The sequence below is a fragment of the Thauera sp. 27 genome, from assembly GCF_000310125.2.
GTDB lineage: Bacteria > Pseudomonadota > Gammaproteobacteria > Burkholderiales > Rhodocyclaceae > Thauera > Thauera mechernichensis.
This window is the reverse complement of sequence record NZ_AMXB01000015.1, coordinates 77,656-99,740: the sequence shown is the minus strand read 5'-3', so window position 1 is coordinate 99,740 and position 22,085 is coordinate 77,656. Positions and strand designations below refer to the sequence as shown.

General features: G+C 67.4%; 24 protein-coding genes. 22 read left to right on the top strand and 2 right to left on the bottom strand.

The window, feature by feature from the left end; all coding sequences use genetic code 11:
- Window positions 1-66: 66 nt before the first annotated feature.
- On the bottom strand, window positions 67-867 hold the full coding sequence (gene ugpQ, locus B447_RS10295; RefSeq protein ID WP_002939448.1) for a glycerophosphodiester phosphodiesterase: 801 nt from the start codon (window positions 865-867) through the stop codon (window positions 67-69).
- A 78-nt stretch (window positions 868-945) separates the two neighbouring features.
- On the bottom strand, window positions 946-2,571 hold the full coding sequence (locus tag B447_RS10290) for an NYN domain-containing protein (RefSeq protein ID WP_002939446.1): 1,626 nt from the start codon (window positions 2,569-2,571) through the stop codon (window positions 946-948).
- 138 nt (window positions 2,572-2,709) lie between these two features.
- On the opposite strand from B447_RS10290, the gene B447_RS10285 reads away from it, so the two are divergent.
- The 22 genes from B447_RS10285 to B447_RS10180 all read left to right on the top strand — a co-directional run bounded on the left by B447_RS10285 (window position 2,710) and on the right by B447_RS10180 (window position 22,056).
- A complete protein-coding gene (locus tag B447_RS10285) occupies window positions 2,710-3,261 on the top strand; it encodes a superoxide dismutase family protein (RefSeq protein WP_002939436.1) in 552 nt (183 codons plus the stop codon).
- Window positions 3,258-3,848: a hypothetical protein gene (locus B447_RS10280; protein WP_002939434.1), complete on the top strand. Its 591-nt coding sequence runs from the start codon at window positions 3,258-3,260 to the stop codon at window positions 3,846-3,848. The genes B447_RS10285 and B447_RS10280 overlap by 4 nt, the downstream gene beginning before the upstream one ends.
- Before the next feature lie 85 nt (window positions 3,849-3,933).
- Window positions 3,934-4,470: a Na+/H+ antiporter subunit E gene (locus tag B447_RS10275; RefSeq protein WP_002939433.1), complete on the top strand. Its 537-nt coding sequence runs from the start codon at window positions 3,934-3,936 to the stop codon at window positions 4,468-4,470.
- 14 nt (window positions 4,471-4,484) lie between these two features.
- A complete protein-coding gene (locus tag B447_RS10270; RefSeq protein ID WP_232431605.1) occupies window positions 4,485-4,844 on the top strand; it encodes a monovalent cation/H+ antiporter complex subunit F in 360 nt (119 codons plus the stop codon).
- Entirely contained in the window at window positions 4,841-5,182 is a 342-nt protein-coding gene (gene mnhG / locus B447_RS10265) for a monovalent cation/H(+) antiporter subunit G (RefSeq protein WP_002933590.1), read from the top strand. Before B447_RS10270 ends, mnhG begins: the two co-directional genes overlap by 4 nt.
- On the top strand, window positions 5,179-5,499 hold the full coding sequence (locus tag B447_RS10260; protein WP_002939424.1) for a Na(+)/H(+) antiporter subunit B: 321 nt from the start codon (window positions 5,179-5,181) through the stop codon (window positions 5,497-5,499). The genes mnhG and B447_RS10260 overlap by 4 nt, the downstream gene beginning before the upstream one ends.
- Window positions 5,496-6,212, top strand: coding sequence for an MnhB domain-containing protein (locus B447_RS10255; protein WP_002939423.1), 717 nt, complete (start codon window positions 5,496-5,498; stop codon window positions 6,210-6,212). Before B447_RS10260 ends, B447_RS10255 begins: the two co-directional genes overlap by 4 nt.
- Window positions 6,209-6,520, top strand: coding sequence for a Na+/H+ antiporter subunit C (locus tag B447_RS10250; RefSeq protein WP_002933572.1), 312 nt, complete (start codon window positions 6,209-6,211; stop codon window positions 6,518-6,520). Before B447_RS10255 ends, B447_RS10250 begins: the two co-directional genes overlap by 4 nt.
- Complete coding sequence (locus B447_RS10245) at window positions 6,517-7,992, top strand: complex I subunit 5 family protein (protein WP_002939421.1); 1,476 nt, start codon at window positions 6,517-6,519, stop codon at window positions 7,990-7,992. The genes B447_RS10250 and B447_RS10245 overlap by 4 nt, the downstream gene beginning before the upstream one ends.
- Window positions 7,989-9,500 carry a proton-conducting transporter transmembrane domain-containing protein gene (locus B447_RS10240; protein ID WP_037982659.1) on the top strand — a complete coding sequence of 504 codons (1,512 nt, stop codon included), beginning with the start codon at window positions 7,989-7,991 and terminating at the stop codon, window positions 9,498-9,500. The genes B447_RS10245 and B447_RS10240 overlap by 4 nt, the downstream gene beginning before the upstream one ends.
- 67 nt (window positions 9,501-9,567) lie before the next feature.
- A complete protein-coding gene (locus B447_RS10235) occupies window positions 9,568-11,361 on the top strand; it encodes a complex I subunit 5 family protein (RefSeq protein WP_002939412.1) in 1,794 nt (597 codons plus the stop codon).
- Window positions 11,362-11,679: 318 nt separating this feature from the next.
- Entirely contained in the window at window positions 11,680-12,651 is a 972-nt protein-coding gene (locus B447_RS10230; RefSeq protein ID WP_002939411.1) for a WD40 repeat domain-containing protein, read from the top strand.
- 292 nt (window positions 12,652-12,943) lie between these two features.
- Complete coding sequence (locus B447_RS10225) at window positions 12,944-14,428, top strand: flagellin N-terminal helical domain-containing protein (protein WP_002939409.1); 1,485 nt, start codon at window positions 12,944-12,946, stop codon at window positions 14,426-14,428.
- A gap of 248 nt (window positions 14,429-14,676) precedes the next feature.
- Window positions 14,677-16,158 carry a flagellin N-terminal helical domain-containing protein gene (locus tag B447_RS10220; protein ID WP_002939406.1) on the top strand — a complete coding sequence of 494 codons (1,482 nt, stop codon included), beginning with the start codon at window positions 14,677-14,679 and terminating at the stop codon, window positions 16,156-16,158.
- A gap of 77 nt (window positions 16,159-16,235) precedes the next feature.
- A complete protein-coding gene (locus tag B447_RS10215; RefSeq protein ID WP_002939403.1) occupies window positions 16,236-16,664 on the top strand; it encodes a flagellar protein FlaG in 429 nt (142 codons plus the stop codon).
- A 27-nt stretch (window positions 16,665-16,691) separates the two neighbouring features.
- Window positions 16,692-18,116: a flagellar filament capping protein FliD gene (fliD, locus tag B447_RS10210; RefSeq protein ID WP_002939401.1), complete on the top strand. Its 1,425-nt coding sequence runs from the start codon at window positions 16,692-16,694 to the stop codon at window positions 18,114-18,116.
- A gap of 19 nt (window positions 18,117-18,135) precedes the next feature.
- Window positions 18,136-18,540, top strand: a complete 405-nt coding sequence (gene fliS / locus B447_RS10205; RefSeq protein WP_002924137.1) for a flagellar export chaperone FliS — start codon at window positions 18,136-18,138, stop codon at window positions 18,538-18,540.
- A 15-nt stretch (window positions 18,541-18,555) separates the two neighbouring features.
- Window positions 18,556-18,864 carry a flagellar protein FliT gene (locus B447_RS10200; protein WP_002924134.1) on the top strand — a complete coding sequence of 103 codons (309 nt, stop codon included), beginning with the start codon at window positions 18,556-18,558 and terminating at the stop codon, window positions 18,862-18,864.
- 35 nt (window positions 18,865-18,899) lie between these two features.
- Window positions 18,900-20,042, top strand: coding sequence for a flagellar hook-length control protein FliK (locus B447_RS10195; protein ID WP_002939397.1), 1,143 nt, complete (start codon window positions 18,900-18,902; stop codon window positions 20,040-20,042).
- A complete protein-coding gene (locus B447_RS10190) occupies window positions 20,035-20,385 on the top strand; it encodes an EscU/YscU/HrcU family type III secretion system export apparatus switch protein (RefSeq protein ID WP_002924132.1) in 351 nt (116 codons plus the stop codon). Before B447_RS10195 ends, B447_RS10190 begins: the two co-directional genes overlap by 8 nt.
- Window positions 20,386-20,485: 100 nt before the next feature.
- On the top strand, window positions 20,486-21,268 hold the full coding sequence (locus tag B447_RS10185) for a flagellar brake protein (protein WP_002924131.1): 783 nt from the start codon (window positions 20,486-20,488) through the stop codon (window positions 21,266-21,268).
- Window positions 21,265-22,056, top strand: a complete 792-nt coding sequence (locus tag B447_RS10180) for a flagellar brake protein (protein WP_002939395.1) — start codon at window positions 21,265-21,267, stop codon at window positions 22,054-22,056. The genes B447_RS10185 and B447_RS10180 overlap by 4 nt, the downstream gene beginning before the upstream one ends.
- Window positions 22,057-22,085: the final 29 nt, after the last annotated feature.

Sequence of the window (22,085 nt, the reverse complement as noted above, 5' to 3'; positions counted from 1 at the left end):
GCCGCTCCTACGGCGGGGCGCGGTGCGGGAGCGGCGCCAGCCGCGAGCTCTTCGGTAACCGGCCCCCTACTGCAGGCACTGCCCCGGCGCCCCATCCGGTGAGAAATGGTCAACCCGGTCGGTGATCAGCCCGTCGAGGCCCAGGCCAAGCAAGCGCTCCGCGTCTTCATCGGTATTCACCGTGTAGGCCAGCATGCGTAAGCCCGCGGCGCGTGCCTGCGTCGCCCACTGCGCATTCCACGCCGACTGCTCGCCGATCACGGCCACGCAACCCAGACGCTGCGCGGTGGCCAGCCAATCGCCGCAGAAGCGTTCGAGCAGGAGCCCGCGCGGCAGCGCGGGTGCAGTGACAGCCGCGGCCTCGAGGGCGATGACGCTGAAGGAGGACAGCAAGGGCGCAGGCGTGCCCCGCCAGATCAGCGCCAGCTGCGCGCCGACGACGCGCGCGGTGCGCAGCTCGTCGCCCGGTGCAGGCTTGAGCTCGACGTTGAGCGCGCAGCCATGGGCATGGCAGAACGCCACCACAGCCTCGAGCGTGGCCAAGCGCTCGCCGGCATGCCGCGGCGCATGCCAGGCGCCGGCGTCAAGGCGCGCGAGCGCCGCCCAGTCATGCCCGAGCGCCTCGCCACGGCCGTCGGTCGTGCGCTCGAGCCGGTCGTCATGGAGCAGAAAGGGCACGCCATCTGCGCTCAGGCGCACATCGCACTCGAACATGCGATAGCCATGGGCATGACCGAGCGCAAAGGCGGCGAGCGTGTTCTCCGGCGCCAGGCGGCCCGCACCGCGGTGCGCGATCCAGCGCGGATAGGGCCACGACGGCAGTCCGTCGGCCCGGGAATGCGCGATGACTCGACCGCTCACGTGCATGCGTCCTTCCTCAGTCAGGCCACCGCGCCCGGTGCGCAACGCGAGCCAGCTGCGCCCGCACCTGAGGCGCGGCAAGTCTCACTCGGCAGCATCTGCCTTGGGCTTGCGCGGACGGCGGCTGCGTGTGGCGGTCTTGGCCGCAGGCCTGGTGTTGCTGTCCTCACCGCTGAGCTCACCAACAGGCTCGCCTCCGGTTACCGCACTGGTTGTTGCATCGCCTTGCTCCGCAGCGCGCGCAGGTCGCCGTGCCTTGGTACCAGATGTCTTGGTGTCAGAAACCTTCCCTGCCGACCCTTTCGGCGTGGATGCATCGACGGCAGCCAGCTCGGCCACGGGCGCCTGGGCCGTCTTGGCTTTGCCGCGCGCCGCGGGCTTGCGCCCTTTGCGCGGCGCCTCTTCCACTACGGCTGGCGCAAGGTCAGCTGCAGGGCGCTCGCTCGCGGCGGCAACGCCAGCCTCGGCAGGCGCATCGCTTTGCTTGCGGGCACGGCGGGCCTGCTTCTTCGGTTCGGTGCGCGGTGCAGCCGCTTCGAGTGCAGCGGGCTGGTCCACCTTGCCCTCTGTCGCCGCCTGCCCTGCGGCCGGAGGTGGCGACACCTCCTTCACCACTGGCGCCTGCGTTACGTCAGCAACGGCTTGCGCCATGTGCTCGACCTGCACCACACCGGCATCCCCCCCGCGGCCAGACGGCGCAGCTGGCCTGCCCTCGGCCTGTGCGGCCGCCCTGCCACTCCCGCGCCGCCGCCCGCTGCGCGCCGAGGCCTTGCCGGCCTGGGCGGGCTTGTCCTCGGTTGTCGCCTCTGCGTTGGCCTGCTGCGCCTCGGCAGTCGTCGCTGCCTGCATCTGCGCGGCCTCGTTCTCCGCAGCGGCGCTCAGCACCGCCGCACTCGGGCGGCTGACATAGGTGCCCGACTTCTCGTCGCGGCCCAGTTCGAGCAGGCCACGGCTCTGTGCCTCCTCCAGCAGGTTGCCGAAGGCACGGAAACCGAAGTAACTCTCGTTGAAATCCGGCTTGCGGCGCTTGATCGCCTCCTTGAGCATCGATGCCCAGATCTTGCCGCTCTCGCCGCGCTCCGCGAGCAGGGCTTCGAAGGTCTCGACGGCAATGTCGATCGCCTGCCTGCGCCGGCCCTCGATCTCGTCCTTGCGCCGCTTTTCCTCCTCCGGCGAACGCTTGGGCGCCGGCGCGCTGTCGCGCGCATCGCGCTTGGCGGCAGCACGCTGGCTGTCACGCACGAGGTCATCGTAGAAGATGAACTCGTCGCAATTGGCGATGAGCAGATCAGAGGTCGATTGCTTGACCCCCACGCCGATCACCTGCTTGGCGTTCTCGCGCAGCTTCGACACCAGCGGTGAGAAGTCCGAATCGCCGCTGATGATGACGAAGGTGTCGACATGCGACTTGGTGTAGCACAGGTCGAGCGCGTCGACCACGAGCCGGATGTCTGCGGAATTCTTGCCTGACTGGCGCACGTGCGGGATCTCGATCAGCTCGAAGTTGGCCTCATGCATCGCCGCCTTGAAACTCTTGTAGCGGTCCCAGTCACAATAGGCTTTCTTGACCACGATGCTGCCCTTGAGCAGCAGGCGCTCGAGCACGCGCTTGATGTCGAACTTCTCGTAGTTGGCATCCCGCACGCCCAGCGCCACGTTCTCGAAGTCGCAGAACAGCGCCATGCTGATGCTGTCAGGGGATGAAGCCATGGGGGTCTCCGTTGCAGTCAAGGTGTCGATGTTAAGGCCTGCGACCGGGCGGCGCCAGCCGGCGCAATCGCCTATCATGCTGCAGGCCCGGAACGCGCCGGGCCGACCACGAAACCTTTATTCGATGGAGATATGCAAATGCGCACAACCCGTTCCCTTGCCCTGACCCTCTCCCTGTCCGTGCTGACCGCATCGCTCGCCATACTCTCATCTCCAGCCACGGCCGCCGAACGTGCCACGGCCACGATCATCGACCGTGACGGCAAGGCGGTCGGGGCCGCGACGCTGACCGAGGGCCCGCACGGCGTGCTCATCCACGTCGCGGCCAAGGGCCTGCCGCCGGGCCCGAAAGCCATCCACATCCACAGCGTCGGCACCTGCGAGGATCCGGACAAGGGCTTCGTCGCCTCCAAGGGGCACCTCAACCCGCACGCCAAGCCTCACGGGCTGATGAACCCCGAAGGCCCGGACGCGGGCGACCTGCCCAACCTCTTCGTTCATGCGGACGGCTCGGTCGAGGCTGAGTTCTTTACCACCCTCGCCAGCCTCACTGGCGCTGGCGAGCGCGCGCGCATCCTCGACGAGGACGGTGCTGCGCTGGTCATCCACGAGAACCGCGACGACCACCTCAGCCAGCCCATCGGCGGCGCCGGTCCGCGTCTGTTCTGCGGCGTGATCGAGGCGCAGTGAGCGGGCGCTGCACCGGCACTGCGGTCGCCCGCCTTGCGCTGCTGTGCAGCGTGGGGCTGGGCGGTGGAGCGAGTGCACAGGGTGACGAGCCTGGCGTGGTCAGCTACCAGACTCAAGCCCCCATGGCCGCCACCGCCCCCCTGCGCGCCAACGGAATCGGGCCGCTCGTGCTCGGCGCGCGCCTGACCACGGCCGCCCGCCGCACCCTGCCACTCGACGCCGCCGCGGCACAGATCGGTCCGGGTTGTGACGAACGCGACCAGATCAGCGTGTTGTTGAAGGTCGAGAACCACACCCTGACCGTGATGGCGATGGCCGGCATCGACGGCCGTATCGACGAAGTCCTCGCCCTGCCCACCGACGGCGCAACGCGGCTCGACAGCATCGCGGCCTGCCAGGCCCATGGCGAACGTTTCGCGCAGACGCTGTCTCATCGCCTGGGCGCAGCCACGCCGCAAGCGATGGAGCGCAAGGCGGTTTCCGACGAGTTCCGCTTCCACTTCGGAGGCGGCGCTCAGGTCGTCGCACGCTGGTTCGCAGGCGGCTTCAGCTGCGACCTGCTGCTTCAGTTCCGCAACCGCCAGTAAACACCGGGCAAGCCCTGACTGCGGGGTCGTGCCGCCTTCGGCTACGCTGCCACGAATTCCGAACGACAAGCCTCCTTCATTGCCGATGCCCAACTCGCTGCAGGCCTTCAGCTTTCGTGCCCTTGCCCTGCTCCTGCTGTGGTGGACGCTGAGCGGCGGCGAGGGGTGGCTGTTCGGGCTGGCCACCGCCTCACTGGCAGCCGCACTGAGCTTGCGCCTGACGCCACCGGCGACTCATCGCCTGCACGCGCGCCGGATTCCGCGCTTCGCCGCCTTTTTCCTGCTGCAGTCGCTGCGTGCCGGCTGGGACGTGGCACGACGAACGCTACATCCGGCGCTACCGCTCGACCCCGGCTTGCTCAACATGGCAACGAGGCTTCCCGAGGGCGCGCCCTGCTGGTGGCTGATGCTGGTCATCAGCCTGCTGCCGGGCACGCTGAGTGTGCGGCGCCATGGCAACAGCCTGGAGATCCATTGCCTGGACGCGGGGCTGGATGTCGATGCCGACCTACGGCAGGCCGAGACGCAGGTTGCCCGCCTGTTCGGCCTCACGCTCGCTCGCATCGCACCGGATCCTGAGTCGAGGGGAGAGGCAACACCCCCCGCAGCAACAAGGCAGTGAGGGCGGCACGCATCATGGACACCCTGCTCGAAACCTTCTCCCTCCTGCTGCTGCTGTCGCTGGTCCTTGGCCTGCTGCGCGTCTGGAAGGGGCCGGGTTTCGCGGATCGCATGCTCGCAGCGCAACTCCTGGGCACGACCGGCGTGGCGATGCTGGTCCTGCTCGCCGACCCGCTCGGGCTGGCGGCGCTGCGCGATGTAGCCCTGGTGTTGGCGCTGCTTGCGGTACTTGCAGTCCTCGCTTTCGTGGCCCGGGTCTGGGACCCCGATGAACAAGTGCCGGACGGTTCGGAAAACCCGAGCGACACACGCACGGAAGCAGCCCCAGCGCAGCCGCAACGCGCTGCAGGCACAGCCGGGAGGCGACGCGGATGACGGCGGTCGCACTGTTCCAGTCCCTGCTGATCGGCGCCGGGGTCGCCTTCTTCGTCGTCGGCTCGATCGGCGTGCTGCGTTTTCCCGACGTCTATACCCGCATCCACGCCCTGACCAAGGCGGACAACCTCGGCCTGGGGCTGGTCGTGATCGGGCTGCTGCCCGGCGCCGGCTCGGTGGCGGCCGCGCTCAAGCTGCTGCTGATCTGGGGCCTGGCCCTGCTCGCCAGCGCCTGTGCGGGCTACCTGGTGGCGCGCGCGGCACGCCGCCGCGGCGTCGAGCCCTGGCGGCGCGGACAGCCACGCCAGCGTCCCGAGCGAAGCGGAGACCCGCGGTGAGCGCGCTGCCGGCCAACACCTTCGATCTCCTCCTTGGCCTCGGCCTGATCGCCTGTGCCGCGGGTGCGCTCCTGTCGCGCGAACTGTTCCGCGCCATCGTCATGTTCATCGTCTTCGGCCTGCTCATGGCGCTGGCCTGGGTTCGGCTGCGCGCACCCGACATCGCGCTCGCCGAGGCGGCGATCGGCGCCGGGCTCACCGGCGTGCTGCTGCTCGACACCCTCGGCTACCTGCGCCGCCACTTCGAGCGGCCACGCCCCTCCCCACCCTCCGCACCCGCAGCGCACACCTCGGACAAGGAGCAGACGAGGTCATGAAACGGCACCTGCTCATCCTGCTCGCAGCGCTCGCAAGCCTGGCGGTCTGCGCCGCACTTGCCCTCGCCGTCATCGAGCGCCCCGAAGCGCGCACGGACCTGCCACGAGTCGTCGCGCACAGCATCGAGCACGCCGGCGCGCCGCATCCGATCACGGCGGTCCTGCTCGATTTCCGCAGCTACGACACCTTGCTCGAAGTTGCCGTGCTGCTCGTCGCCGTGGTCGTCGCGCTGGCGCTGCGCGAGGCCCAGCCCGACGGCCCCGACCGCATGGGCCTGGACAACCCGCTGCTGCGTGCGGTGATGAGCTGGCTGTTGCCGTTGATGCTGCTGGTCGCCGCCTATCTGCTTTGGGCGGGCAGCACGCGGCCAGGGGGCGCCTTCCAGGCGGCGGCGGTGCTGGCCGCCGCGGGTGTGCTGCTGCGCCTGGCAGGCGTGCGCCTGGGCGGTTTCGCCGGAGAAGGCGGCGCCCGGCGGTTGCGCGCGCTGCTGGTGCTCGGCCCGGCGGTATTCGTGGCCGTGGGTGCCGGCACGGCACTCGGCGGGCGCGCCTTCCTCGACTACCCGGCGGATTGGGCCGGCGGCCTGATCCTGGCGATCGAGCTGGCGCTGACGCTGTCGATCGCGCTCGCGCTGCTGTCGCTGTTCCGGCTGGCGCCGCCGCAGTCGGATGTCGAGCGTCTGCCCGAGCGCAGGCGGAGGACCCGCGAATGAGCGCAACAGTGCTCGCCACCGACGCCCTATACGCTTGGGTCGGGGTGCTGCTGTGCGGGCTTGGCCTGTTCGGCTTCATCATTCATCGCCACCTGCTGCGCCGCCTGCTCGCCTTCAACGTCATGGGCAGCGGCAGCTTCCTGCTGCTGGTGGGGTTGGCACAGGACGGGCGTGGCATCGACCCGGTACCGCAAGCCCTCGTGCTGACCGGCATCGTGGTGGCGGTCGCGTCCACCGCACTCGCCCTCGTCATCTTCCGCCGCTGGCATCGCGTCAGCGGCGAGAGCACGCTGCCGGAGGACGTGTGAGCCTGCTGCCTGCCCTGGTCATGCTGCCACTCTCCGCCGCGCTGGCAAGCACGCTGCTGCCGCTGCGCTGGCGCGGGCCGCTGGGGGTGGCGCTGGCCGTATTGCTTGCCGGCGTGGCTTGCGGCCTGCTGCGCACGGTGGTGGGCGACGGGCCGCAGGCGCATGCGCTGGGTGGCTGGGCGCCGCCGCTGGGCATTGCGCTGGTGGCCGACGGCCTGGCGGCAGGCATGGTGGTGCTGACCGCGACGGTCGCCCTGCCCTGCGCGCTGCACGCTGCACTCGGCCTGCGCGGCGAGGCGGTGGAGGACGGCTTCTGGCCGCTGTTCTGGTTCATGTGGGCGGCACTCAACGGCATCTGGCTGTCGGCAGACCTGTTCAACCTCTATGTCGGCCTCGAGTTGCTCGGCCTGGCGGCGGTGGGCCTGGTGGCGCTCAAGGGCTCGGCCGGCGCGCTGGCCGCGGCGATGCGCTACCTGCTGGCAGCGCTGCTCGGTTCGCTCGCCTACCTGATCGGCGTCGCCCTGCTCTACGCCGCCTGGGGCAGCCTGGCGCTGGCGGACCTTGCAGGCTTCATGGCCGAGGCTGGCGTAGCACAGTCCGGCAGTCTCACCACGCTGGTCGCACTCGGCCTGATGAGCGCCGGGCTGCTGCTCAAGACCGCCCTGTTCCCGCTCCACGGCTGGCTGCCGCCCGCACACGGCGGGGCGCTGCCGCCGGTCAGCGCGCTGCTCTCGGCGCTGGTCATCAAGGCCTCGCTGTACATCCTGATGCGACTGTGGATCATGGCAGGCCCGGCGCTGACCCCGCTCGCGCTCGGTTGGCTACTCGGCGCACTGGGCGCCGCAGCGGTGTTCTGGGGCGGCTGGATGGCGCTGCGCCAGGCACGCCTCAAGCACCTGGTGGCCTACTCCACGGTGGCGCAGATCGGCTACCTGTTCCTGTTCTTCCCGCTCTTCGGCGTGGCGAACATGGACGCCGCGCGCCTGGCATGGGACGGCACGCTGCTGATGCTGGCCGCGCATGCGCTGGCCAAGGCCGGCATGTTCCTCGCTGCCGGCAACCTGGTGCTGGCGGTGGGCAGTCCGCACATCGCCGACCTTACCGGCATCAGCCGCTTCCGACCGCTGTCTCTGATGAGCTTCGGTCTGGCAGGGGTGAGCCTGATGGGCCTGCCGCCGAGCGCCGGCTTCACCGCCAAGTGGCTGCTGCTGCAAAGCGCGCTGGCGAGCGGGCAGTGGGTGTGGATCATCGTGCTGGTGGGGGGCGGGCTGCTGAGCGCGGCCTACGTGTTCCGGGTGTTCCGCCACGCCTTCGTCGAGGGCCCGGCGCGCGACCGCTTCGCCTCGCCGCCGCTCGCGCTCGAGCTGTCGGCGCTGGCGCTGGGCAGCGCCAGCATCGCGCTCGGCCTGGTGGCACAGGCGCCGCTGGAATGGCTGCGCATCGGCAGCCCACTCGCTACGGGCGTGCCATGAGCGGCGCGAGCTCACTCCTCCACGCCTTGCTGCCGCTGGCGGTGATCGCCACCTCGCTGCTGGCGGCGGTGGGCATCTTCGTGCTCGCCGAGCACCGTCACCGCCTGCGCAGCAGCCTCAACCTGGCAGCGGCGCTGGCCAAGCTGGCGCTGGTGGTGTGGATGGGGCTGGGCGTGCTCGAAGGCGAACGCTACGAGTTGCGCTACACCCTGGTCGACGGGGTCGCCTTCGTGCTGCGCGCCGACGCCCTCGGCATCATGTTCGCCGGCCTGTCCTCGGTGTTGTGGCTGTTCACCACGATCTACGCCATCGGCTACCTTGAGAACGCGCCCAACCGCAGCCGCTTCTTCGGTTTCTTCAGCCTGTGCGTGGCGAGCACGGTCGGTATCGCGCTCGCCGGCAACCTGTTCACCTTCTTCCTGTTCTATGAACTGCTGACGCTGTCGACCTACCCGCTGGTCGTGCACCGCGGCAGCGCAAAGGCGCTTGCCGCCGGACGCACCTATCTCGTCTACACGCTCGGCGGCGGCGCGGTGCTGCTGCTCGGCATCGCCCTGTTGCATGCGCTGGCGGGCGACGTGGCCTTCGGCGCCGGGGCGGGCCTGGCGGCGCTCGAGGCCGTATCAGATCCGCAGCTGGTGCTGATCTTTGCGCTGCTCGTCGGTGGCCTGGGCGTGAAGGCCGCAATCTTCCCGCTCCACGGCTGGCTGCCGACGGCGATGGTGGCGCCGGCACCGGTGAGCGCGCTGCTGCATGCGGTTGCGGTGGTCAAGGCCGGGGCCTTCGGCATCGTGCGCGTGGTGTATGACGTGTTCGGCATCGAGCTGGCCTGGCAGCTCGGCGTGCTCGGGCCACTGGCAGCGCTGGCCAGCTTCACCATCCTGTACGGCTCGCTGCGCGCGCTGGCGCAGGCCGACCTGAAGCGCCGGCTGGCGTTCTCAACCGTCAGTCAGGTGTCCTACATCGTGCTCGGCATCTCGCTGTTCGGGCCGCTCGGCACTGCCGGCGGGCTGGTGCACCTGCTGCACCAGGGGCTGATGAAGATCACCCTGTTCTTTTGCGCCGGCAACTACGCCGAGACCCTGGGCGTACACCGCGTGGACGAGCTCGACGGCGCCGGGCGCTGCATGCCCGCGACCAGCATCGCCTTCACCATCGGCGCCTTCGGCATGATCGGCGTCCCGCCGCTGGCGGGCTTCGTCACCAAGTGGTATCTCGGCCTCGGCGCACTCGAAGCCGGCATGGGCTGGGTCATCGGCGTGCTGGTGGCAAGCAGCCTGCTCAACGCCGCCTACTTCCTGCCCATCCTGCACCGCATCTGGTTCCGCCCGCAGCGCGGGCCGTGGCCGGACGAGCGCTTCCGGCAATGCCACGACACCCACCCGCTGCTGCTGATGCCTACGCTGGCGACTGCCGCCTTCAGCGTGGTCGCAGGCCTGTTCGCCAGCCTGCCCTACTCCCCGCTGTACTGGGCGACCGTGGTGGTCGGGCGGGAGTACCTGCCGTGATCGCCGCGGCGAGGTCCGCCACGCGGTCTGTGATGATGGCATCCGCTACCGTCGAGGAGGCCCGCTGATGGAGCGCGCAATCGACGCTTTCGGCCTGGTGCTGGTCCCGACCCTGCCACTGCTGATGGTGCTGGCCTGGTGCGTGCCCGGCTGGCGCTGCCGCATCGAATGCTGGACGCCATGGGCAGCACTGCCCGCGTTGTTGCTGGGGCTGGGCGGCGCGCAGGGGGTGAGCGTGCAGCTCGATGCGGTGCTGTTCGGCACCGTGCTGGCGCTGGACGGAACACGGCGGGTGTTTCTCGCCTTCACCGCCCTGCTGTGGCTGGGCGCGGGCCTCTACAGCCGTGGCACGCTGGCGGGCGACGCGCGGGCGAGTGGCTTCCGGCTGCTGTGGCTGGCAACGATGGCGGGCAACTTCGGCCTCATCCTCGCCCACGACCTGGCGAGCTTCTATGCCAGCTTCGCATTGATGAGCTTTGCCGCCTACGGCCTGGTGATCCACGACCGCAGTGGCGCGGCGCTGCACGCCGGGCGGGTTTATCTGGCAATGGCGGTCGCCGGTGAAGGCCTGATCATCGCTGGCCTGTTGCTCGCGGCCAGCGCCAGCGCGGCGCCGCAGGCACCGCTATTGAGCGACCTGGCGGGCGCAATCGCGGCCTCGCCGCGGCGCGACCTCACGATCGCCTGCCTGGTCGCCGGTTTTGGCGTCAAGGCCGGGCTACCGCTGTTGCATATGTGGCTGCCGCTGGCTCACCCGGTGGCGCCGGTACCGGCGAGCGCAGTGCTGTCGGGGGCGATGATCAAGGCTGGGCTGCTGGGCTGGCTCGTCACCTTGCCGCTGGGGGTGGTCGCGCTGCCGGGCTGGGGCCTGGGCCTGATCACGCTCGGCTTCGCTGCCGCCTTCGGCGCCGCGGCCATCGGCATCCACCAACGCACACCGAAGACGGTGCTCGCCTACTCCAGCGTCAGCCAGATGGGCCTGATCACCGTCGGCGTGGGCGCCGGCCTGCACCAGCCAGCGCTGTGGCCCGCGCTGGCGCCCGCGATCGCGCTCTACGCCCTGCATCACGGCCTGGCCAAGGGTGCGCTGTTTCTCGGCGTGGGCATCGCGCCCGCGCTGGCCCACGCGGGCAGCATACGCCGGCGGGCGTTGTGGCTGGCGCTGGCGCTGCCCGGGCTGGCGCTGGCCGGGCCGATGGTGAGCGGCGTGGCCGCCAAGATCAGCCTGAAGACCGCGCTCGCGGGCGGCTTCGTCACCCCGGCGTGGTGGCAGCACCTGCCGCTGGTACTGAGCCTGGCGGCGGCCGGCACCACAGCGCTGGTCGCGCGCTACCTCTGGCTGCTGGCGCAACAAGCCGACGACGGCCACCATGCGCCCCCGGCCGCCGCCCAATGGCTGGGCTGGGCGCTGGTGCTCGGCGCGAGTGTGGCCGGCCTCATCCTGCTGCCCTGGGTGCCGGTGCCCGCGGGTTTGCCGCCCGACCCCGCCTACCTGCCCGAGCTGCTGTGGCCAGTGCTCGCCGGCAGCGCACTCGCCGTGTTCGCCGCCCGCCGCCTGCGCGCCTGGCCGCTGCCGGCCGGCGACGTGCTGACGCCGCTGCTTGGCCTGCTGCAGGGACTGCGCAGGGTGGCAGAGGCGTGCGTACGCCAACTCACTGAGTTGGCCGGTCGCATCGCCACCGACCATGGCTGGCGCGCTCCGAGCGCGGCAGACACGCGAGACGAGGCGATCGCACCGCCGCCTGCAAGTGCACTGGAGCAGGCGCTGCGCCGGCATGCCGCCCTGCTCTTTGCACTGCTGACAGCGCTGGGCCTGGGGCTGGCACTGGGTGCGTTGCTTGCGGGGCCGCTGGCGCGGTAGGCAAAGGTTCCGGCCAACAACAGGCATCGCGCCGGGCACAGGAAAAGCTCGCGGCTGGCGCCGCTCCCACAGCAGACCGTGGCGCGCCTCCCCCGTAGGAGCGGCGCCAGCCGCGAGGGGTTGAAGGCGACACCGCCAGGGTCGGGACCAGAAAAGCTCGCGGCTGACGCCGCCACAGACAATGCTGTATCCAGGCTGGCCTGACCCACCGTGAGGCGATAGGATTCGGGCATCGAGGCGCCTCACGCCAGCCATGCACCATGACGCCTCCCTGGCTCATGCCCTAACCCGAGCCCGCAGCAATGCGGCGCTGACGCCATGAAGATGAACATCCTTCCCGTGCGCCCCCTGCTGCTGTCCCTCGCATTGGCCCTCGCGGGCTGCAGCGACACCCCACTGCGAGAGTGGCGCACCACGGAAAAAGGGGGGGTGTTCTCGCTCAGCATCAGCCTGGATGCCGAACACGTGCTGGTCGGCGCGGTGCAGCACGGTGGCAGCCTGTGGCGCACGGCTGACGGCGCACGCCTCTACGACTGGAACCACAAGCCGGACCAGGTCTCTGCGCTGGTAGCGACTGCCTTTTCGGCCGAAGGGCGCTTCGCAGCGACCGCCGAGCGCCATCAACTCGCGCTATGGGACGTCGCCAGCGGCCGTGCCATCGGCACCTGGGCGATGGAGGCTCCGGTACTGTCGATCGCCGTCTCGGGCAACGGCCAGCGCCTGCTCGTCGGCCTGCAGGACAACTCGGCGCTGCTCATCGACACCGCCCGCGACGAGCCGCTTGCGCGCATTCGCCATGGCAACGGCGTACAGGCGGTGGCCATCACCGCGGACGGCCGCATCGGCATCACCGGCGCCGACGACGGCATGCTGCGCGCCTGGGACCTCGATACCGGCAGCACGCTGCTCGCACACAAGTTTGCCAGCGGCATCTCGACACTGGCGCTGTCCGCGGACGGCAGCCTGCTCTTCGTCGGCCGCTATCACGGCAAGGGCATGGTCTGGAACCTGCAGCGCAACCAGGCGGTCAGCGCGATCGGTCATGACCGAACCTCCATCGTCAGTGCGCGCTTCGCGCCCGACGGCCTCACCCTGCTCGCCGGCCTGCCCGCAGGCCGGATCCAGGAGTGGAACGTAAGCGCCGGCACACTCGTCAGGCACTGGCAGGCCGACGCACCCTCCGCGGTGCGCAGCAGCGGCCTGACCACGACCGCGGTCGCACACGACCTCCGCAGCCGCAGCATCATCGCCGGTTTCTCTGACGGGTCGGTCAGGGTGTGGTCACGCTGAACCGCCTGCCATGCACACTCCGCTGCCTGCCGGCAACCGGCAGCGCGGCACGGGCAGGCGGCAAACTATGCGCAGTGACCATGACAAAACCGGCAAGCTTTGCCGAATAGCCGCTGATTTACCGGCATTTTCCGGCCTTTGATCGCCGATCCGGCCCCATAGAATCCGCTTTGACCACCTGGCACGGAATTCGCTGAGAGCCGGTCAAGCACGACCACGCTCTACCCCGGACCTGGCATTCCGACAACGCTGGCCGTACTGCAGACGCAACGGACACCCTCGGAGATCAATCATGGCTCAAGTCATCAACACCAACATCGCTTCGCTCAACGCGCAGCGCAACCTGAACACCTCGGCCGGCTCGCTCGCCACCTCGCTGCAGCGCCTGTCCTCGGGTCTGCGCATCAACAGCGCCAAGGACGACGCCGCGGGCCTGGCGATCTCGGAACGCATGACCTCGCAGATCCGCGGCCAGGATCAGGCGCGCCGCAACGCAAACGACGGGATTTCTCTCGCACAGACGGCCGAAGGAGCGCTCGAATCCGCTAGCACCACCCTTCAGCGGATCAGGGAACTTGCAGTGCAGTCCGCCAACGCATCAAACGCTCCCTCCGATCGCCAAGCGATTCAGGCTGAGGTAGCTCAACTGACTGCCGAACTCGACCGCATCGCACGCACCACTGAATTCAACGGACTCAAACTTCTCGACGGCACCTTCGGCACCGCCAACTTTCAGGTCGGCGCCAATGCAAACCAGACCATCACTGCCTCCACCGGCAACTTCCGCACCTCCAACTATGGCAACAACAACGTGGCCAGCACAACCGTTGCTGCGTCAATCACGGGTACGAGAACCGATGCACAGGTGGCAGGGAAAACTGGCGTTCGCGTGGCCGACGCCACCCTGCAGATCTTCGGCAACCTAGGCGCCAGCGGTGCGATCAACGTCGCTGCAGGCTCCAGCGCCAAGACGGTCGCCGATCAGGTCAATACAGTGAGCAGCAAGACCGGCGTGACGGCAACAGCACGCACCGAAGGCACAGCGACCTTCAGCGCAGCCGGCGCCTATTCGTTCGACATCGTTGCAGACAATGCCGCCACGGAAACCGTACGCGTCTCATTCACCATTGGCGGCACCACAGGTGCTGACAACTTAGCCAACGCCGTATCTGCAATCAATGATGTCTCCGGCAAGACCGGCGTCACTGCCTCCATCAATTCAAACGGCCAGCTCGTGATGACCAACGACAGCGGCAACGACATCTTTCTCCGTAACACGGTCGTTGGCAATGTCAATGCAGGCACCGTTTCCTTTGGCGCAGGCGACTTGGTGGCAACAGGCGCTGCCGACGTCAACATCGGCCTCACCGGCACAGTCTCACTCAACTCCGAAAAGTCCTTCACGGCGACCGGAACTGTGAACTCGGTCCTGACTTCAGCGGCGGTTAGTTCCAGCCTTCAGTCCGTCGCCTCGCTGGATGTCACCACCTTCGACAATGCGACCAAGGCGCTCAAGATCGTCGACTCTGCCCTGGCGGCAGTCAATGGTCAGCGAGCCAAGTTCGGCGCCCTGCAGTCGCGCTTCGAGACCACGATCGCCAACCTGCAGATAAGTGCAGAGAATCTGTCGGCTTCGCGCAGCCGTATCCGCGACACCGACTTTGCATCGGAAACCGCCAACCTGACCCGCGCGCAGATCCTGCAGCAGGCCGGCACGGCGATGTTGTCCCAGGCCAACGCCCTGCCTCAAAACGTGCTTTCACTCCTGCAAGGCTAAGTTGCCACGACTCACGAAGTAAAATCAGGCAGCCCTGTCCAGCCACGTGGCCGGAGAGGGCTGTCGCCATTTTGGATGAGTGGGGCAAGTCGATCGTGTCCTCCGAGATCCAGCACGAGAAAATGTCCTAAAGATTTCCCACCTTCGACCGTTACAGCAAACAACGGCACGGAGATCACGCAGCAGTCGCTGACTCAAGGCGCGAATCGGCCGGGTTAATCGAAATTCGAAACCTAAAGGAGTCGATCATGGCACAAGTTATCAACACCAACGTCGCGTCCCTGAACGCTCAGCGTCAGCTCAGCACCAGTGGCAATTCTCTCGCCACGTCCCTGCAACGCCTGTCCTCCGGCCTGCGCATCAACAGCGCCAAGGATGACGCGGCCGGTCTCGCGATTGCGGAACGCTTCACCTCGCAGATTCGCGGCCTCGATCAGGCTCGCCGCAATGCCAACGATGGCATCTCGCTGGCACAGACGGCCGAGGGCGCACTGCAGTCTTCCGGTGACGTCCTCCAGCGAATCCGCGAGTTGGCGGTGCAGTCTGCTAACGCGTCCAATGCATCATCCGACCGCCAAGCAATTCAGGCTGAGGTGTCTCAACTGACTGCCGAACTCGACCGCATCTCGCGAACTACTGAGTTCAACGGTCTGAAGATTCTGGATGGCACCTTCGGCACCGCCAACTTTCAGGTCGGCGCCAATGCAAACCAGACCATCACTGCCTCCACCGGCAACTTCCGCACCTCCAACTATGGCAACAACAACGTGGCCAGCACAACCGTTGCTGCGTCAATCACGGGTACGAGAACCGATGCACAGGTGGCAGGGAAAACTGGCGTTCGCGTGGCCGACGCCACCCTGCAGATCTTCGGCAACCTAGGCGCCAGCGGTGCGATCAACGTCGCTGCAGGCTCCAGCGCCAAGACGGTCGCCGATCAGGTCAATACAGTGAGCAGCAAGACCGGCGTGACGGCAACAGCACGCACCGAAGGCACAGCGACCTTCAGCGCAGCCGGCGCCTATTCGTTCGACATCGTTGCAGACAATGCCGCCACGGAAACCGTACGCGTCTCATTCACCATTGGCGGCACCACAGGTGCTGACAACTTAGCCAACGCCGTATCTGCAATCAATGATGTCTCCGGCAAGACCGGCGTCACTGCCTCCATCAATTCAAACGGCCAGCTCGTGATGACCAACGACAGCGGCAACGACATCTTTCTCCGAAACACGGTCGTTGGCAATGTCAATGCAGGCACCGTTTCCTTTGGCGCAGGCGACTTGGTGGCAACAGGCGCTGCCGACGTCAACATCGGCCTCACCGGCACAGTCTCACTCAACTCCGAAAAGTCCTTCACGGCGACCGGAACTGTGAACTCGGTCCTGACTTCAGCGGCGGTTAGTTCCAGCCTTCAGTCCGTCGCCTCGCTGGATGTCACCACCTTCGACAATGCGACCAAGGCGCTCAAGATCGTCGACTCTGCCCTGGCGGCAGTCAATGGTCAGCGAGCCAAGTTCGGCGCCCTGCAGTCGCGCTTCGAGACCACGATCGCCAACCTGCAGACCAGTGCCGAGAACATGTCGGCCTCCCGCAGCCGTATCCGCGACACCGACTTTGCATCGGAGACCGCCAACCTGACCCGCGCGCAGATCCTGCAGCAGGCTGGCACGGCGATGCTGTCCCAGGCCAACGCCCTGCCGCAGAACGTGCTTTCGCTGCTCCGGTAAGCGGTGTAGGCTAAGTTGCTTGGCACGGCGCGGGGTTCGCAAGGGCCCCGCGCCGTTACACCATGAGGGTGACCACAATGAACATCTCTTCGGTGAATACCTCGGTTCAGACCGAAAACCTGCTCCAGACCACATCCAGCGCCCGCAGTCCGTCGGCCGAACGGGCCGCCGCTACGGATTCAAGCAGCACGGCAAAAACAGGTGCAGCCGCCGCCGGTGCCCGTACAGAACAGAGCAAGCGCACCGCGGCCGAAGACGCCGCCGCAGCGCAGAAGCCCAGTTCGCTCGAGCAGGTCGAGCAGGCAATGGACGAAGTCCGCAAAGCGATTTCGCCTGTGGCACGCGACTTGCTTTTCTCTATCGACGAAGACACCGGCAGAACGATCGTCAAGGTCGTCGATGCCAGCACCGACGAAGTGATCCGCCAGATCCCTTCCGAGGAGATCATTTCCATCGCCAAGGCGCTGGATAAATTGCAGGGCCTGCTGGTCGAACAGAAGGCCTGACCCGAACAGCAGACAGGAGGTTCCGACATGGCAACGATCACGAGCGGTGGTTCGATCATCGACATCAACTCGATCGTGCGCGGCTTGATGTCGGTGGAAAGCCGCCCCCTGACCCTGCTGGCACAGCGCGAGGCGAGCCAGCAGGCCAAGTTGTCCGCCTTCGGCCAGATCAAGGGCGCATTGTCGTCCCTGCAGACCGCCACCGACGGGCTCAAGACCGCAACCAAGTTCTCTGCCACCAAGGCCAGTGTGGCCGGCGACGCCGGCTTCACCGCCAGTTCCGGTGCGGGCGCCGCAAACGCGAGCTATGCGGTTGACGTGTTGCAGATGGCCAAGATCCAGCGCGTTTCGACCCCCGTGGGCGGCAGCTTCACCCCCGCGGCAGGCAAACTCACCATCGAGTTCGGTACCGTCACGGACGCTGGCTCGGGCAAGTCCTTCACGAGCGACAGTCCCCCTCGCACTGCCAGCCTGGACTTCGAAGGCAGCACACTGGAAGAACTGCGCGATGCCATCAACGGCAACGCGGCGCTCGGCGTCAAGGCCAACATCATCAACAACGGCACGGCCAAGCAGCTTGTCTTGAGCGGTACCGCCACGGGCGCCAACATGGCGTTCAAGCTGACGGGCGAGGACGGGCTCGAGGATCTGAGCTTTGACCCGGCCGCAACACCCCTGCCAGCCGACAAGATGTACTCGGTACAAGCGGCGCAGGATGCGCGCATCCGCGTCGATGGCATCGAAGTCACGCGCGGCAAGAACACGATCACCGACGTCATCGACAACGTGACGCTCACACTCACCAAGGAGCCGGTCGCGCCGGCCGCAAGCCTGAGCGGGACCCTCTCGGTGAGCGAGGACCAAAGCGCGGCAAAAACTGCCGTCGAAGCTTTCGTCAAGGCCTACAACGATGTAGCGAGTACCCTGGCCAGCCTGACCGCTTACAACCCCGATAACAAGACCGGCGCCACACTCACGGGCGACTCCACTGCACGCAACATCCAGAGTCAGTTGCGCAACGCACTGGGCGCCTCGATCACTGGCCTGACGGGTGCGAATTCGCTGTCTCAGGTCGGCATCAGCTTCGACAAGGACGGCAAGCTCGCGCTCGACAGCACCAAGTTTACCGCCGCACTCAACGATACGAGCAAGGACGTTGCGGCCTTTTTCACCGGCAAGGACGGCGTAAAGGGTTTTGCCTCAAGCTTCAGTGCCCAGCTCGACGGACTCATTGCCCGCGACGGGCTGATCAACAGCCGCACCGAGGGCATCAACTCCACCATCAAGTCGCTGACGACGCAGTACGACACGATGGAGGCTCGCCTGGCGAAGATGGAAGAGCGTTATCGTAAGCAGTATTCCACCCTCGACACACTACTCAATGGCCTGACCCAGACCAGCACCTACCTCATGCAGCAACTGGCCAACCTGCCGTCCATCGGGCGATCCTAGCAATCGGAGCAAGATCTCCATGTTTGGTACTTCCTACCCCAATCGCGCCTCGGCCTATGCCCGCGTCGGCAATCAGACCAGCGTCGAGTCGGCTTCCCCGCACAAGCTCATCCTGATGCTGTACGACGGCGCCCTTCTGGCACTGGGCACCGCGACGGTGGCGATGCAGAACAAGGACATCCCGACCAAGGGCAAGTCCATTTCCAAAGCCATCGACATCATCATGAATGGCCTCAAGGTCAGTCTCGACATCGAGGCTGGCGGCGAGTTGGCGGAGCGTCTCGACGCCCTTTATGAGTACATGGCCGATCGCCTGCTGCACGGTAACCTGCACAACAACCAGGCGGCGATCGAAGAGGTCATCGGGCTGCTTGGCAGCCTGCGCGAAGCGTGGGCGGCGATCGAGTCGCAGGTTCAGGGATAGGAGCGGATAACAGCCATGCTTACGCTGGAGAACGCTCGCACCCTGCTTGAACTCTACCGGCGCATGGCGCTTGCCGCCGAGGCAGGCGAATGGGATGAGTTGGCCGAGCTCGTGCGCCAGTCCGGTGCGCTGCGTGTAGCGGCGGCGCCGGCCCTGCAGCCGCCTTCCCCGGACCAGGCGGCTGAGATCGAGATCGTGATCAAGCAGATTCTGGAACTCGACCACGGCATTCGCCTGCATGCCGAACCGGCACTCGAGAGCACGCGCAAGCTGCTGTCCAGTTCGGTCAAAGGCCGTGCGGTACGCAATGCCTATGGCGGCTGAAGGGCGCAGCGCACTCGAACCAGGCCCCTCCCGCCATGATCCCCGCTGACCTCGCCGCCCGCCTGCGGCTGCTCAACGAAGCGAGCTTCTTCAACTCCGAGCCGCCCGTACCGGGCCTGCAGCGCGCACGCGAGATCCAGTCGCAGTTGCCCGAGCTGGTGCCGGGGCAGCGTTTTTTCGCAACCCTTCAGCGCACGCTGCCGGACGGCACCTTCCGTGCGCTGGTCGCCGGCCAGCAGATGACGCTGGCGCTCAACACCGCAGCCAAGTCGGGCGACACACTGGAGCTCGAGGTATCGCAAGTGACGCCGCGTGCGGTGTTCGCACGCATCGTCGGCCAGGAGGCGGCGGCAACCGTCACGGCATCGGCCCAACCGGCACTGAGCCAGACCGGGCGCCTGATCAGCTTCCTGCTCACCGGCCAACCGGCAGCGCAGCCGGCAAGCCTTGCCGCCAACCAGCCCCTGCTTGCCGCCCCGCCCGCCAACGGCGCCCAACTGGCGCCGCTGCTGCGCCAGGCCTTGGGACAGAGCGGGCTGTTCTACGAATCCCACCAGGCCGACTGGGTGCTCGGCAGACGCGACACGGCCAGCCTGACGAGCGAGCCGCAGGGGCAGGCACAGACGCGTTCCACCGCGCAGGGTGCGTCCCAGGCCGCGACCGGGCAAGCGGTGCATCAGGGCGTCGCCAGCCCGAAGAGTGGTGCGCAGTCCGGTCAGCCCGCTGCTGCCGAAGGCAGCGAACGCGCAGCCCAAGCTCGCGGCGCTGCCCTGGCCGATGAGGCCACGCCCGTGCGCACCGCGCCCATACCGGAACGTCTGATCCCCATCGTCCATCAGCAGCTCGACGCCCTGGCCACCCAGCAGTATGTATGGCATGGCCAGGCATGGCCGGGCCAGGCGGTGGAATGGCGAATCGAGGACCCCGCGCGGGATGACGGCAGCGCCGAAGAGGAGACCGCCCACGGCTGGGACAGCACCTTGCGGCTGACCCTGCCCCGGCTCGGCGGAGTGGAGGCCCAGTTGCACCTGAGCGGGAAGCAGGTGGCCCTGCGCCTGCGCGCAGACGAGGCCGACACCCTCGTGGCACTCGACGCCGGTGCCGCAGCCCTGGCTTCGGCGCTGGAAGCGGTGGACCTGAGGTTGTCGGGCCTGATCGTCGAGCCAAGCCATGACTGACGCCCGCCCCGCCACCCGCAACGAAGCCGTCGCCCTTGCCTACACGGCCGGCGAGACGGCGCCGCGCGTGGTCGCCAAGGGCAAGGGCGTGCTGGCGCAGGAGATCATCGACCGCGCACGCGAGGCCGGGGTATTCGTGCATGAATCCCCCGAGCTGGTGAGCCTGCTCATGCAGGTGGACCTTGACGCGCGCATCCCGCCCCAGCTCTACATTGCCGTAGCCGAGCTGCTGGCGTGGCTGTACCGGATCGAACAGGGGGCCGACGCCGGCCCACCGCCGCACAACCTTGACCTGCCCGAGAGCCTGCGGCCACGCAGCGCCGACGCCGAGACAGGCGCTTGAAGCCGTTCGCGCGGCCGCCGGCCATGGTCTCCACTGTCGTGATATAAGGATGCGGAACTCCAGCAAACAGACTGGGCACACTGGCACAGCGCCACACAAGATGCAGATCGAACAACAAGACACCCGCGTCGAGTTGGTGTACGGGGAAGACGAAGCCAAGTACCTGCTCCGCGACGCCGCCGAGATCAAGGCGCTCTTCCGCGCCCTGCTCGGCCATCGCGGCCTGCTCGGGGCACGCTCGATTCCCGGCGGGCACAACTTCATCACCGCACTGATCGAAGCCGACGAGCAGCGCGGCATCCTCCTCGACGCCAGCACCGACCCCCTGCAGAACGAGCGCATCGCGCAGTCCAATGCGCTGGACTGCGTCACCCAGCTCGACCGCGTGCGCATCCAGTTCCTGCTCGAGAACCATGCACTGGTGGTCGAGGACGGCAAGGCGGGGTTTCGGGCGCCCTTCCCGCATACCGTCCTGCGCCTGCAACGGCGCGAATTCTTCCGACTGCAGACGCCGTCGACATCCGCACGCAAGGTGGTATGCAGGTTTCCGCTGCCGCTGGGAAACGGGCGCACGCACGAGGTCGAGCTGAGCATCCTGGACATCAGCCGCGGGGGCGTTGCGATCGCCGTGCCCCCCGGGGGCGTTGCGCTCGAGCAAGGCGCAGTATTCGAAGACTGCACCCTGTTGCTGCCCGACACGCCGCCGGTAAGCACCAGGCTGACCATTCGCAACCTGTTCCGTATCACACGGCCAAACGGTGTCGAGTTGTTGCGCATCGGCTGCGCCTTCGCAGACCTGTCGGCCAGCGCCGGAGACGCGATCCAGCGCTACGTCCTGCGCATGGAAAGAGAGCGCAACGCGCGCGAACGGGGGCTGATTTGAACATCGATCACAGCCCCGAGCACCAGGAGGTCCCCCCGGACCAACCCGTCCAGGATACGGCTGGCCTCGACCGCTACATTCTGCGCGGACGCCGGCAGATCATCCAGATCCTGCAGGAGATGATCGACGACCGCTGCCTCATGTCCGCGCACATCCGGGGCGGTCTCTCGTATGTCAGTACCGTGCTTGCAGTCGAGCCCGAGCAGAACGCCATCCTGCTCGACGCAAGCCCCAACCCGAGCACCCATGCACGGGCACTCGAGGCCACACAACTGTTGTGCACCTCGCAACTCAACCGCATCCGCGTGCAGTTCTCGGTCGAGGGGATCAGACAGGTATCGATCGACGGTCGCCCGGCGCTGCGCGCCAGCATCCCCACCGAAATCCTGCGCCTGCAACGCAGGGAGTTCTTCCGCCTGCAGGTGCCGATTGCGCACGGCATCGCAATCACGCTCCCGCCCGCGGCGGGCAGCGAGGGCCCAGCGTGCGAGGCACGCGTCATCGACCTGAGCTGCAACGGTGCCGCAGTGCTAGTGCCACCCGGCGTACGTACGCTGACGATCGGCGAAGTCGTGCCCGGCTGTACGCTGCGCCTGATCGACCAGGAGCCGCTCTCCCTGGCCCTCGAAGTGCGCAACATCAACCGCCAGACAAAACCCAACGGAACGGAACAGCTGCGCATCGGACTGCGCTTCGAGTCCATGCCCCGAAGCGCGGAGACGCGCATCCAGCGCTACATCTTCAACACCGAACGTGAGATCAACGCCCGCACGCTCGGCGGGCTTTAGGCTGGCGCGAGGTATCCGCGGAACAGCGA